The sequence below is a fragment of the Klebsiella sp. P1CD1 genome (assembly GCF_003790505.1).
In the GTDB taxonomy this organism is placed as follows: Bacteria; Pseudomonadota; Gammaproteobacteria; order Enterobacterales; family Enterobacteriaceae; genus Klebsiella; species Klebsiella variicola.
Map to the genome: position 1 here is coordinate 41,781 of NZ_CP033631.1, position 12,492 is coordinate 54,272.

Annotated in this window: 13 protein-coding genes; 3 read left to right on the plus strand and 10 right to left on the minus strand. The window is 57.2% G+C overall.

Annotated elements, in window-relative coordinates; genetic code table 11:
- Window positions 1–33: 33 nt before the first annotated feature.
- From DTA24_RS00210 to rpmH, 10 genes are all read right to left on the minus strand, one after another.
- Window positions 34–600, minus strand: a complete 567-nt coding sequence (locus DTA24_RS00210; protein WP_008806736.1) for an NADPH-dependent FMN reductase — start codon at window positions 598–600, stop codon at window positions 34–36.
- A gap of 36 nt (window positions 601–636) precedes the next feature.
- Complete coding sequence (locus DTA24_RS00215) at window positions 637–1,206, minus strand: 4'-phosphopantetheinyl transferase family protein (protein ID WP_162493349.1); 570 nt, start codon at window positions 1,204–1,206, stop codon at window positions 637–639.
- A 309-nt stretch (window positions 1,207–1,515) separates the two neighbouring features.
- Entirely contained in the window at window positions 1,516–2,475 is a 960-nt protein-coding gene (gene yidZ, locus DTA24_RS00220) for an HTH-type transcriptional regulator YidZ (RefSeq protein ID WP_004151541.1), read from the minus strand.
- Window positions 2,450–3,628, minus strand: a complete 1,179-nt coding sequence (locus DTA24_RS00225; protein WP_016162022.1) for an MFS transporter — start codon at window positions 3,626–3,628, stop codon at window positions 2,450–2,452. Before DTA24_RS00225 ends, yidZ begins: the two co-directional genes overlap by 26 nt.
- A gap of 99 nt (window positions 3,629–3,727) precedes the next feature.
- Window positions 3,728–4,147, minus strand: a complete 420-nt coding sequence (locus DTA24_RS00230) for a GNAT family N-acetyltransferase (RefSeq protein ID WP_012969248.1) — start codon at window positions 4,145–4,147, stop codon at window positions 3,728–3,730.
- 119 nt (window positions 4,148–4,266) lie between these two features.
- Window positions 4,267–5,631 carry a tRNA uridine-5-carboxymethylaminomethyl(34) synthesis GTPase MnmE gene (mnmE, locus tag DTA24_RS00235; RefSeq protein ID WP_008806740.1) on the minus strand — a complete coding sequence of 455 codons (1,365 nt, stop codon included), beginning with the start codon at window positions 5,629–5,631 and terminating at the stop codon, window positions 4,267–4,269.
- 122 nt (window positions 5,632–5,753) lie between these two features.
- The gene (yidC, locus tag DTA24_RS00240) at window positions 5,754–7,400 is read right to left on the minus strand and encodes a membrane protein insertase YidC (protein ID WP_008806741.1); all 1,647 of its coding nucleotides are present in this window, start codon (window positions 7,398–7,400) and stop codon (window positions 5,754–5,756) included.
- A gap of 2 nt (window positions 7,401–7,402) precedes the next feature.
- Window positions 7,403–7,660: a membrane protein insertion efficiency factor YidD gene (gene yidD / locus DTA24_RS00245; protein WP_004151536.1), complete on the minus strand. Its 258-nt coding sequence runs from the start codon at window positions 7,658–7,660 to the stop codon at window positions 7,403–7,405.
- Complete coding sequence (gene rnpA / locus DTA24_RS00250; RefSeq protein ID WP_004151535.1) at window positions 7,624–7,983, minus strand: ribonuclease P protein component; 360 nt, start codon at window positions 7,981–7,983, stop codon at window positions 7,624–7,626. Before rnpA ends, yidD begins: the two co-directional genes overlap by 37 nt.
- A 15-nt stretch (window positions 7,984–7,998) precedes the next feature.
- Window positions 7,999–8,139 (minus strand): 50S ribosomal protein L34, encoded by a 141-nt coding sequence (rpmH, locus tag DTA24_RS00255; RefSeq protein WP_000831330.1) that lies wholly within the window; start codon window positions 8,137–8,139, stop codon window positions 7,999–8,001.
- A gap of 621 nt (window positions 8,140–8,760) precedes the next feature.
- Between rpmH and dnaA the strand changes: the two genes are divergently transcribed.
- The 3 genes from dnaA to recF all read left to right on the plus strand — a co-directional run bounded on the left by dnaA (window position 8,761) and on the right by recF (window position 12,489).
- Window positions 8,761–10,164, plus strand: a complete 1,404-nt coding sequence (dnaA, locus tag DTA24_RS00260; protein ID WP_012540254.1) for a chromosomal replication initiator protein DnaA — start codon at window positions 8,761–8,763, stop codon at window positions 10,162–10,164.
- Between the two features lie 4 nt (window positions 10,165–10,168).
- Entirely contained in the window at window positions 10,169–11,269 is a 1,101-nt protein-coding gene (dnaN, locus tag DTA24_RS00265; protein ID WP_008806743.1) for a DNA polymerase III subunit beta, read from the plus strand.
- Between the two features lie 146 nt (window positions 11,270–11,415).
- On the plus strand, window positions 11,416–12,489 hold the full coding sequence (recF, locus tag DTA24_RS00270; RefSeq protein ID WP_012967007.1) for a DNA replication/repair protein RecF: 1,074 nt from the start codon (window positions 11,416–11,418) through the stop codon (window positions 12,487–12,489).
- The last annotated feature ends 3 nt before the right edge of the window (window positions 12,490–12,492 follow it).

Below are 12,492 nucleotides of genomic sequence, written 5' to 3' on the forward strand. Positions count from 1 at the left end.
ATGAAAAAGCCCGGCATCGCTGCCGGGCTTTTTTTATGCTTTAACCCGCCGAATATAGTCGCCAAAGGCGGTCAGCTGGCCACGCAGATGGTCGAGGGTGCTCTGATCGACTACTTCACCCGACTGCGGATCCACTTTGTTCTGGATGACGCCGCCCATAAATTCCGGTTTATTCATTACCATCGCATCAAGGAAGACCAGAATCTGGCGCAAATGATACTGGCAGCGCGCACCGCCGATGGCGCCCATTGAGCTGGTCTGAATCAGTACCGGTTTGCCGGACAGCGGCTGCTCGGGCAGGCGTGACAGCCAGTCGATGGCGTTTTTCAGGCCGCCAGGCACGGAATAGTTATACTCGGGAGTGACGATCACCACGCCATCCGCTTCGCGGATCTGTTGCGCAATATCCTGCACGCGCTGTGGGAACCCCTCTTCCTCCTGCATATCAGCATCGTACAGCGGGATATCACCGATCGACGGCAGCGCGGAGATATCCATGCCCGCTGGCGCGATGCCGGGCAGGGTGCGCGCGACCATTCCATTAAACGACCCTTTGCGCAGGCTGCCGAGTAACGTAACCACTTTTAAGGTATCTGACATGATTGCTCCTTTGTATCATGATGCCGGCAAAACCGGTCAATTGAGGGATAAGGTTTTTTCCATCGGTAAGCTGGTAAAACGCATCAGACGGGCCGACGGTTCGCGTGCGCGCTGCTGAGCATCCGGCAGGCTGCGCCATTCGCCCCCCTTAGCATCATATTCCCAGACCTTCAGCGAGCCGATATTTGGGCTGGCGGCAATCGACCACACCAGCAGCGATTCGGCATCACAGACGGCTTCGATCGGCTGGCTACCGGCGGTGCGCAGGCGGCCAGAACCCGGCAGCAGCTGCGTTGATGCTTCGCCGGTCAGTTTCAGCACGCTTCGCCGCAGGGCCACCAGCTGGCTACGCGCTTCATCCGGGTCATGCTGAATGTTAATCCACAGATTTTCATTGTTACTGAAATTGTGCCGGTCGGCGTCGTGACCACGCACCGTGCGCTGCAGTTCCATGTCGAGGCCACAATCCCCCTCGGTGGTCAGCGCGACGCCAACAATATTGCCAGTATAAGAGATAGAGAAGCGAGGAAGATGACGATCGCTAAAAACCGGTCGGCCATTGGCTTCATTGATAATTTCAGGCAGCTCGCTGATACCGTAAAGCATAAACAGCAGTTCGGCGAGTAGCGAACGCGAAGCGCGAAAGCGAGCCTGACGGTATTCAGGGAGTAGGCGTGCGGATTGATGACAGGCCGCTGACAAACGTGTCGATAGCGGCTCCCCGGTACTAAGTATCCCTCTTGCAAAATGCGTTGCCATACGTCGCTCCGTGAGTAATGGTCTGGATAAAATTGCGGGCGCTATTATCGCCTGGTATTAACAGGTTTTAATGCCGAAATCCCCCCTTGAAAAGGGAATTTGTTTGAATTTTACAAATTCTTGCGCAAATAAGGGGCGATAGACACGAAACAAGGCTTACAGCGTACCGGAATAGAGTGCTTTCAGCGTATCTCTAAGCCAGACGAGCTTCGGGTTGTAGCTGTTGCGCTTATGCCATAGCAGGGTGAAGGGAACGCGCAGCTTTTCCAGATGCTGCGCCTCCAGCGGTAGCGGCCGGGAGACTAGCGGCAGCTGGTGCTGCTGATTATAGTGCTGGCAGTAGCGCGGCGCGGTAGCCAGCATGGTGTGTTGCGGTTGAGCGGCCATAAAAAGCGATTGTTCAAACCCTGGCACGGTCAGCGCCACGTTACGCTTATACCCCAGCTCCTGCAGCACATCGTCCAGCGCCCAGGTATCGCGTTGTTCCCAGCAGATAGTGATATGCGGATAGCGTAAGAATGCCGCCAGATCCCACTCTTCCCTGAGCGCTGGATGATCGGCGCGCAGCCAGACCTGCGGCAGGTCGGTGAACAGTACCTCAAAATCGATATACCACGGCAGCAGGCTCAGCAGCTCCCGCGACTGTGGATGGCTTTCACGCCCGCAGAAGCCGATATCCACCTCGCCGCGAATGATGGCGTCCAGCGAGTCGTAGTCCCAGTTGCGCAAACGAATCAATGCCTGCGGATAGCGCTGATAGATGCGCTGGGAGAGGGTATTAAACAGGATCATCAGCAGCGGCGTTTCCGCCGCCAGCTCGAATTTGAGGCCGCTGGGCATGGTGTGGTGTGGTTTATCGAGGATCTGGTTGCCCATCTGCATCCAGTCCGCCAGATCCTGCTCCATGCTGCTGACCAGCGGCGTAGGCGCCAGACCCAGCGGGGTTTTCACAAACAGCGGGTCGTCAAACCAGGCGCGCAGTTTGGCCAGCGACTTGCTCACCGCTGACGGCGAAACGTTCATCCGCTTCGCCGTACGGGTAACGCTGAGCTCCTGGGTCAGGAGCTGCAGGCAGAGGAGTAAATTAAGATCAAGACTCGACAGCGGCTTCTTCATCGTATTGCGCAACCCGCGGCGGGGTGACGACCAGTAATAAAACAAGGCTCACTATGCTACAGGCAATGAGTATCCCGATCAGCATATTCATTGCGCTGAGTCCGATGATGGCGGCGAGCCAAATCCACAGCGATGAACCGCACACCTGCGCGATGCCGAGGACCGAACTGGCGACGCCCGCGCGCAGCGTGAACGGCCCCAGCGCCTGGCTCATTGCGACGCCGAATCCGACGGAGAAGCCGGCGCAAATCATGCCCAACCCGATCAGGGTGAGGGTCTGGCGGGTGGCGAGGCTCAGTGCCAGGCCTGCCGCCAGGAACAGTACCTGCGAGGTCAGCATTAAGGTACGGGGGGTAAACAGCGACAGGGCGAACGGCGTCGAGAAGGAGACCGCCATGCTGATCATCGCCATCAGGGCCATCGCCATTGAGTAAGTTCCCCGGTCGAACCCCATCTCTTCCATCATCAGAACCGGAGAGACGTTCACGTAGGTCAGGATCGCCGTCACGCTGAGGGTGGTAATGAGAATGCGGCTGAGAAAAAAGCGGTTCAGCAGCGACTCACTGCCGCCATGCTGCGGTGTCGCAGTCTGGGGAGGTGCCGTCGGGCGCGTCTCGCGCAGGATAAAGACCGACAGCAAACCGACCATGACGCCCATGCCGGTCATGGTGTAGAACAGGCTCTGCCACGGATATTTCAGCATAATCAGGTGGCCAAGCACCGGCGCCAGGACGGGGATAATGCAGGTAATGCCGTTGAGCAACGACAGCACCTTGGCGCGGCGGCGATCGTCCAGCGTATCGCGCAGGATAGCGAAAGCCACCACGTAGCAGCTGCCGGCGCCGATCCCCTGGATAAAGCGTCCGACGAGGAAGTGGCTGCTGGCGTGCGCCTGGGCGCAGAGCAGGGAGGCGACAACAAAGATCACCGCGCCCACAATGGCGACAGGCTTACGTCCTGACCGGTCGGCGATGCGACCAGCAAACAGCATCGCGGAAGCCATACCGGCCAGATAGACTGAAAAGGCAATATGTAATTGTGCCTCGCTGGCCCCCAGGTCCTGAGCAATACGCGGCAGGCCGACCAGATACATATCGATGCCAGAGGGATAGAGCAGAACCAGGGCGAAACTGCAGAGAAGAAAGCGTGTCATGGGATCCTCGCGATGTGAATGGCGTTCAGCATAGTGAGGAACGCGGCACAAGACGAGTTGCCATTTGGACAACACTCTTTTCCTGGCAGGAAACGCGAGTTAACGACTCCGGGTACGCCAGACGCGGGCCATCCCTTCGCTTTCCGGCCGAACGCTTTCAAAGCCGAACTTCGCATACAGCTCCGGCACATCCGCCACCAGCGTAACGTAGGCCCCGTCAAAGGCGTTAGCGTCCAGCCAGGCGATCAGCTTCTCCATCACCAGCCGGCCAAGGCCTTTTCCCTGATGAGCCGGATCGACGGCGACGTCGACAATATCGAAATTAATCGCGCCGTCGCCGACGATACGTCCCATCGCGATCGGCGTCTCCTGCCAGAGGATATGTACGCCGTAACAGCTATGCGGCAGCCCGGCTCTGGCGCCTTCCAGGGGGCGCGGCGACATGCCTGCCGCCACCCGCAGGTGGCAAAACGCTTCGGCGGAGGGCACCTTCTCGATCACGGTATATTCAACGGTCATGCTTTAGTCTCGTGGTAAAAGGGGAGATAAAAGTAGAGAACGTTGCGCCGCAAAGGGCAAGAAAAAACCCGCATTAACGCGGCGTTAATGCGGGTGAGTGAACGTTTACGGACTAAACGTTATTTGCCGATACAGAAGCTGGAGAAGATGCGGCCCAGCAGGTCGTCGGAGGTGAACTCCCCGGTGATCTCGCTCAGCGCCTGCTGCGCGAGGCGCAGCTCTTCCGCCAGCAGCTCCCCGGCCCAGGCGCCCAGCAGCTGGGCTTTGCCCTGCTGCAGATGGTTCGCCGCCTCTTCCAGCGCCTGCAGGTGACGGCGGCGGGCGAGGAAGCCGCCTTCCATGCTGGTATCGAAGCCCATGCTCTGCTTAAGGTGGTTCCGCAGCACCTCCACGCCTTCGCCGGTTCGCGCCGACAGGCGGATCAGTGAGTGGCCATTGACTTCGCTGAGACCCAGCGCTTCGCCAGTGACGTCGGCTTTATTGCGCACCACGGTAATCGGCAGTTTAGCGGGCAGGCGCTCGATAAAGTCTGGCCAGATCTCCGCCGGATCAACGGCGCTGGTGGTGGTGCCGTCGACCATAAACAGCACCCGATCCGCCTGCTCAATCTCCTGCCAGGCGCGCTCGATGCCGATACGCTCCACTTCGTCACTGGCGTCGCGCAGGCCCGCGGTATCGATGATATGCAGCGGCATGCCGTCGATATGGATATGCTCGCGCAGCACGTCGCGGGTGGTGCCCGCAATGTCGGTGACGATCGCCGCTTCGCGGCCCGCCAGGGCGTTGAGCAGGCTCGATTTACCGGCATTTGGTCGCCCGGCGATCACCACTTTCATCCCTTCGCGCAGCAGACTGCCCTGGCGAGCTTCCGCGCGGACGGCGTCGAGGTCGGCCATCACGCCGTTCAGCTGGGCTTCAATTTTGCCGTCTGAGAGGAAATCGATTTCTTCATCCGGGAAGTCAATAGCCGCTTCCACATAGATGCGCAGGTGAGTGAGCGCTTCCACAAGATGATTCACCCGCGCGGAGAACGCCCCCTGCAGCGAATTCAGCGCCGAGCGCGCCGCCTGTTCTGAACTGGCGTCGATGAGGTCGGCGATGGCTTCTGCCTGCGCCAGGTCGAGCTTGTCGTTGAGGAACGCGCGCTCGGAAAACTCGCCCGGCCTGGCGATGCGTACGCCGGGCAACGTCAGAATACGTTTGAGCAGCAGATCGAGAATGACCGGGCCGCCGTGGCCCTGCAGCTCAAGCACATCCTCCCCGGTAAAGGAGTTCGGCCCGGGGAACCACAGCGCAATTCCCTGATCCAGCGGCGTACCGTCAACGTCGTTGAACGGCAGGTAGTCGGCATAGCGCGGCTTCGGCAGCTTGCCGAGTACCGCCTGCGCGACATCGCGCGCCTTAAGGCCGGAGATACGCAGGATGCCCACCCCACCGCGTCCCGGAGGGGTTGCCTGGGCGACGATAGTGTCGTTATGGCTCATGGTGACTCTCTATGTAGATGTAAAAAAGGCGGTCCATTGACCGCCTTCTCTGGCATTAACGTTACCGTAACTACTCTAAATTATCCAAGTCGCAGATGCGTTGGCTTGAAGAATGAAGAGTATCAGGATTTCTTCTTCTCGCGGCTATGCAGGCCACGTTTCTCCAGACCACGGTAAATCAGCTGCTGCTGAATAATGGTGACCAGGTTGCTGACGATGTAGTACACCACCAGGCCAGACGGGAACCACAGGAAGAACACCGTGAAGATGACCGGCATAAAGGTCATGATCTTCTGCTGCATCGGGTCGGTCACGGTGGTTGGCGACATCTTCTGGATGAAGAACATGGTCGCGCCCATGATGATCGGCAGGATGTAGTACGGGTCTTGTGCAGACAGGTCGTGGATCCACAGGATAAACGGCGCATGACGCAGTTCAACCGAGGCGCTCAGCATGTAGTACAGCGCAAGGAAGATCGGCATCTGAATAATCAGCGGGAAGCAGCCACCCAGTGGGTTCACTTTTTCCGCTTTATATAGCGCCATCATTTCCTGGCTTTGACGTTGTTTATCGTCGCCCAGACGCTCACGCATGGCCTGAATCTTCGGCTGCAGCATACGCATCTTCGCCATGGAGGTGTACTGCGCTTTGGTCAGCGGGTACATGATGCCACGAACGATAAAGGTGATAACGATGATCGAGAAGCCCCAGTTGCCGAGGAAGCTGTGGATGAATTTCAGCAGCTTAAACAGCGGTTGGGAGATGAACCACAGCCAGCCGTAGTCGACGGTCAGATCCAGGTGCGGCGCAACGGCAGCCATTTTGTCCTGAATAGCCGGGCCGACCCACAGCACGCTCTGCAGTTTGTCGGTTTGACCAGGCTGCACCAGTACCGGCTGCGATTTGTAGCCAATAGCCACAATGCCGTTGCCGAGGTTAGCGGTGTAGAAGTTATTCGTTCCATTATTCTGCGGCACCCACGCGGTGGTGAAGTACTGCTGCAGCATGGCAACCCAACCGTTCTTGGTGCTGACGTTCAGGTTTTCGTTGTCCAGAATGGTATCGAATTTATATTTTTCGTATTTCGTATCTGAAGTCGAGAACGCTGCGCCACGGAAAGTATGCATCGTGGACAGGCCGCCGGTCTGCGTATCGCGACTGGTCGGCAGCGCCGCGGTCTGCTTCAACTGACCGAAGGTCGAGACTTCCAGAGGCTTCTCGCTGGCGTTCTGCACGCTGTAACCGACGTTCACCGCATAGCCGCCACGTTTCAGGGTGAAGGTTTTGGTGAAGACGTTGCCGGCTTTGTCGGTGTAGGTCAGCGGAATGACGATTTCATCCTGGCCATCTGCCAGCACAAACGCCTCTTTATCGACGCTGTACAGCGGACGCGGGCCATTCGCCGGGTTATCCGGACCGTCACGGCCGGTTAAGCCGCTCTGCGCCTGGTAGACAAACTGCGGCGTGGTTTCCAGTAACTGGAACGGTTCGGTCGACTTCAGCGTTTTTGGATACGCCAGAAGCAGCGCCTGCTCAATATCGCCACCGTTGGTGTTGATAGTCAGTTCAAGCACGTCGGTTTTAACCGTAATCAGTTTCCCCTGGCCACTGGCCGGTACGCCCTGGTCGGCGGCGCTACCCGCTGCTGTGGTCGTAGTCTGCGTGGTCTGCTGCTGGGGCTGCGGATTTTTGTCCTGCTCCCAGGCTTGCCAGATCATGAAAGACACGAACAACAAAGCGATGATAAGAAGATTGCGTTGCGAATCCATCGTTAGTGTTCTCTGGTATCAAATGGTCCAGGCGGGACGGGATCGTCACCACCAGGGTGTAAAGGGTGGCATTTTAATACGCGTTTCATTGTCAACCAACTGCCTTTTATCACACCAAACCTGCGTAAGGCCTCAATTCCGTATTGAGAACAGGTTGGGGTGAAACGACAATGCGGCCCGAGTAGCGGACTAATCAGGCGCTGATAAACTCTAATCAGGCCGATCAGGACCCGCGAGCCAGGCGACAATGGCGGCGCCATAATTTTTCCAACGCTTCCGAGAGAGCACGGTTATCGAGGTCGGCAACCCCTCTTTTCGCCACCACCACGAAATCCATTGGCGGGAGTTCATGTTGACGCAAACGAAAACTTTCACGCGTCAGACGTTTAATCCGATTGCGTTCATGTGCGCGTTTCACGTTTTTCTTGGCGACGGTGAGACCGATGCGGGGATGCCCCAGCGAATTCAGGCGGCCGAGGATGGTGATTTGCGGCGTGCCAGCCCGTTGTGGCTGCTGGAAGACGAAAGTGAAATGACTGGGAGTTAACAAGCGTAACTCCCTGGGAAATGCGAGCTTAACCACGCAGGGTTAGCTTTATTACTTGGAAACGGTCAGACGAGCGCGGCCTTTAGCACGACGACGTGCCAGAACCTGACGACCATTTTTAGTAGCCATACGAGCACGGAAGCCGTGAGAACGGTTGCGCTTCAGTACAGACGGTTGAAAAGTGCGTTTCATGGCGATTTCTACCTAAACTTGAATAAATTCACTGACTTTTGCGTAGACCCGAACGAACTTCGAACGACTTACGCCTCAGCGTGGGTGATTAAAGAGGCCGGATTGTAATAATTGTACACTCCGGAGTCAATTCTCTTTCCTTATTTCTCGCACCTCGTCGCACAAAAAATAAGCTGAGACGCGTGACGAAAACGGGCATTACGCGCCGGGTGGGGGATTATACGGCCTGGCCAGTAAAGCGCAAGGATCCTGAAGGATCTTTGTTAGATCGTTTCCGCCCAAAACCAGCATAGCTCATTAATTTTTCCAATATGCGGCGGAAATCGTGCTTCACTCTCCCCAGGATCGATTACACTTACCCGGTTTCGATCCTTCCTGTGGATAAATCGGGAAGAATCTGTTGAGAAACACAAGATCTCTTTCTCAGTTTAGGCTATGATCCCCGGTCCCGATCGCGATCCACGGATCCGCAACGGGTAATAACCGCAGATAGCGGTTCGCACGTCACCCCTTTTGTGCAGGGGCTTTTCGGCTAATGCAGGGTCTTGTCGACGTGTGCCAACAATCATGATTGTTTCTGTTTTTCTTTGATATCGATTTTATGTTCGAGTGGAGTCCGCCGTGTCACTTTCGCTTTGGCAGCAGTGTCTTGCCCGATTGCAGGATGAGTTACCAGCCACAGAATTCAGCATGTGGATCCGCCCATTGCAGGCGGAACTGAGCGATAACACGCTGGCACTGTATGCGCCAAACCGTTTTGTGCTCGACTGGGTAAGGGACAAATATCTCAATAATATCAATGGACTCCTCAATGACTTTTGCGGTGCTGATGCCCCGCAGCTGCGTTTTGAGGTGGGTGCTAAGCCAGCCAGCTCGCTGCAGAAAGGAGCGGTAAGCCCGGCTGCGGCGGCCATTCCGGCGGCGCAGGTGCAGACCGCGCGCGTGGCGCCGACGATCGTGCGCCCAGGCTGGGATAATGTCCCGGCGCCAGCGGAGCCGACCTACCGCTCTAACGTTAACGTGAAACACACGTTTGATAACTTCGTCGAAGGTAAATCTAACCAGCTGGCCCGCGCGGCGGCGCGTCAGGTGGCGGATAACCCGGGCGGGGCCTACAACCCACTGTTCCTTTATGGCGGCACCGGTCTGGGGAAAACCCACCTGTTGCACGCGGTGGGTAACGGCATTGTGGCGCGTAAGCCGAACGCCAAAGTGGTCTATATGCACTCCGAGCGTTTCGTCCAGGACATGGTCAAAGCGCTGCAAAACAACGCCATCGAAGAGTTTAAACGCTACTACCGATCCGTTGACGCCCTGCTGATCGATGACATTCAGTTCTTTGCTAATAAAGAGCGATCCCAGGAAGAGTTTTTCCACACCTTCAATGCCCTGCTGGAAGGTAATCAGCAGATCATCCTGACGTCGGATCGTTATCCAAAAGAGATCAACGGCGTAGAAGATCGTCTGAAATCCCGCTTCGGCTGGGGTCTGACGGTGGCGATCGAGCCGCCGGAGCTGGAAACCCGCGTCGCGATCCTGATGAAAAAAGCCGATGAAAACGACATTCGCCTGCCGGGCGAAGTGGCGTTCTTTATTGCCAAGCGACTGCGCTCAAACGTGCGTGAGCTGGAGGGGGCGCTGAACCGCGTTATCGCCAACGCCAACTTCACCGGCCGGGCGATCACCATCGATTTCGTGCGCGAAGCGCTGCGCGATCTGTTGGCGCTGCAGGAAAAACTGGTCACCATCGACAATATTCAAAAGACGGTGGCGGAGTACTACAAGATTAAGGTAGCGGATCTGCTGTCCAAGCGCCGCTCCCGTTCGGTGGCGCGTCCTCGCCAGATGGCGATGGCGCTGGCCAAAGAGCTGACCAACCACAGCCTGCCGGAAATCGGCGATGCGTTTGGCGGCCGCGACCATACCACCGTGCTGCACGCCTGCCGTAAGATTGAGCAGTTGCGTGAAGAAAGCCACGACATTAAAGAAGATTTTTCCAATTTAATCAGAACATTATCCTCGTGACGCTATGAAATTTACCGTAGAACGTGAACATTTATTAAAACCGCTGCAACAGGTGAGCGGTCCGTTAGGTGGTCGTCCGACGCTGCCCATTCTCGGTAACCTGCTGCTTCAGGTCGCGGACGGCGCACTGTCGCTGACCGGTACCGATCTTGAAATGGAGATGGTGGCGCGCGTGGCGCTGGTTCAGCCGCACGAAGCGGGCGCAACGACCGTTCCGGCGCGTAAATTCTTTGATATCTGCCGCGGCCTGCCGGAAGGCGCGGAGATCGCGGTTCAGCTGGAAGGCGATCGGATGCTGGTGCGTTCCGGCCGCAGCCGCTTCTCGCTGTCGACGCTGCCTGCTGCCGATTTCCCGAATCTGGATGACTGGCAGAGCGAAGTGGAATTTACCCTGCCGCAGGCGACCATGAAGCGTCTGATCGAAGCCACTCAGTTCTCGATGGCGCACCAGGATGTTCGTTACTACTTAAACGGCATGCTGTTTGAAACCGAAGGCAGCGAACTGCGCACGGTGGCCACCGATGGTCACCGCCTGGCGGTCTGTTCGATGCCGCTGGAAGCGTCGCTGCCGAACCATTCGGTGATCGTGCCGCGTAAAGGGGTGATTGAGTTGATGCGGATGCTCGACGGCGGCGATACCCCGCTGCGCGTGCAGATTGGCAGCAACAATATCCGCGCTCATGTGGGCGATTTTATCTTTACGTCGAAGCTGGTTGATGGCCGTTTCCCGGATTATCGCCGCGTATTGCCGAAAAATCCGGATAAACATCTCGATGCTGGCTGTGACATTCTCAAGCAGGCCTTCGCCCGCGCGGCAATCCTCTCGAACGAGAAATTCCGCGGCGTGCGGCTGTACGTCAGCGAAAATCAGCTGAAAATCACCGCTAACAACCCGGAGCAGGAAGAGGCGGAAGAGATCCTTGACGTGACCTACGCCGGAACGGAGATGGAGATTGGCTTCAACGTTAGCTACGTGCTGGATGTGCTCAATGCGCTGAAATGCGAGAATGTGCGCATTCTGCTGACGGATTCGGTGTCGAGCGTGCAGATTGAGGATGCGGCTTCACAATCCGCCGCCTATGTCGTCATGCCTATGAGATTGTAGTGGAAAATATCAGGCTATCTTACTTGCCATTTTCAACCTGGGCTGTGCTCGCCCCTGTCACGTACTTCGTGTACGCTCCAGGGTCTGCGCGCAGTCCGCGTTGAAACTGGCTGCGCCGATAACGCCCTGGCCCAAAGAACGCTGATATGTCACTGACGCGCTTGCTCATCAAAGACTTCCGCAATATTGAAAATGCGGATCTCGCTTTATCTCCCGGCTTTAACTTCCTGGTTGGCGCGAACGGCAGCGGCAAAACCAGCGTGCTGGAAGCTATCTATACGCTCGGTCATGGCCGGGCGTTTCGTAGTTTGCAAATTGGCCGGGTGATCCGCCACGAGCAGGAGGCTTTTGTCCTGCACGGCCGCCTGCAGGGCGAAGAGCGGGAAACCGCCATCGGCCTGACCAAAGACAAACAGGGTGACAGCAAGGTGCGCATCGACGGCACCGACGGCCACAAAGTGGCGGAGCTGGCGCACCTGATGCCGATGCAGCTGATTACGCCGGAGGGGTTTACTTTACTCAACGGCGGCCCCAAATACAGAAGAGCATTCCTCGATTGGGGATGTTTTCATAACGAAGCCGGATTCTTCACCGCCTGGAGCAACCTGAAGCGCCTGGTCAAGCAGCGCAACGCCGCGCTGCGTCAGGTCAGCCGCTATGCCCAGCTGCGACCGTGGGATCTGGAACTCATTCCGCTGGCGGAACAAATCAGCCGCTGGCGTGCCGAATACAGCGCCGCTATCGTCGAAGACATGGCGGATACTTGTCAGCAATTTTTACCGGAATTCACGCTCACCTTCTCTTTCCAGCGCGGTTGGGAAAAAGAGACCGACTACGCGGAGGTGCTGGAGCGGAATTTCGAGCGCGACAGAATGTTAACCTACACCGCCCACGGCCCGCATAAAGCGGATTTCCGTATTCGCGCCGACGGGGCGCCGGTGGAAGATACCTTGTCGCGCGGGCAGCTTAAGCTGCTGATGTGCGCCCTGCGTCTGGCGCAAGGAGAGTTCCTCACCCGCGTCAGCGGGCGGCGCTGCCTGTACCTGATAGATGATTTTGCCTCGGAACTTGATGATGCCCGCCGCGGTCTGTTATCCAGCCGCCTGAAAGCGACGCAGTCGCAGGTTTTCGTCAGCGCGATCAGCGCTGAACACGTTATGGACATGTCGGACAAAAATTCGAAGATGTTCCGCGTGGAAAAAGGTAAAATAACGGATTAACCC

What these genes read in the sequence shown, in the direction of transcription:
- DTA24_RS00210 (WP_008806736.1), bottom strand. Translation starts at nt 600, where the DNA reads ATGTCAGATACCTTAAAAGTGGTTACGTTACTCGGCAGCCTGCGCAAA.
- DTA24_RS00215 (WP_162493349.1), bottom strand. Translation starts at nt 1,206, where the DNA reads ATGCTTTACGGTATCAGCGAGCTGCCTGAAATTATCAATGAAGCCAAT.
- yidZ (WP_004151541.1), bottom strand. Translation starts at nt 2,475, where the DNA reads ATGAAGAAGCCGCTGTCGAGTCTTGATCTTAATTTACTCCTCTGCCTG.
- DTA24_RS00225 (WP_016162022.1), bottom strand. Translation starts at nt 3,628, where the DNA reads ATGACACGCTTTCTTCTCTGCAGTTTCGCCCTGGTTCTGCTCTATCCC.
- DTA24_RS00230 (WP_012969248.1), bottom strand. Translation starts at nt 4,147, where the DNA reads ATGACCGTTGAATATACCGTGATCGAGAAGGTGCCCTCCGCCGAAGCG.
- mnmE (WP_008806740.1), bottom strand. Translation starts at nt 5,631, where the DNA reads ATGAGCCATAACGACACTATCGTCGCCCAGGCAACCCCTCCGGGACGC.
- yidC (WP_008806741.1), bottom strand. Translation starts at nt 7,400, where the DNA reads ATGGATTCGCAACGCAATCTTCTTATCATCGCTTTGTTGTTCGTGTCT.
- yidD (WP_004151536.1), bottom strand. Translation starts at nt 7,660, where the DNA reads ATGGCGCCGCCATTGTCGCCTGGCTCGCGGGTCCTGATCGGCCTGATT.
- rpmH (WP_000831330.1), bottom strand. Translation starts at nt 8,139, where the DNA reads ATGAAACGCACTTTTCAACCGTCTGTACTGAAGCGCAACCGTTCTCAC.
- dnaN (WP_008806743.1), top strand. Translation starts at nt 10,169, where the DNA reads ATGAAATTTACCGTAGAACGTGAACATTTATTAAAACCGCTGCAACAG.
- recF (WP_012967007.1), top strand. Translation starts at nt 11,416, where the DNA reads ATGTCACTGACGCGCTTGCTCATCAAAGACTTCCGCAATATTGAAAAT.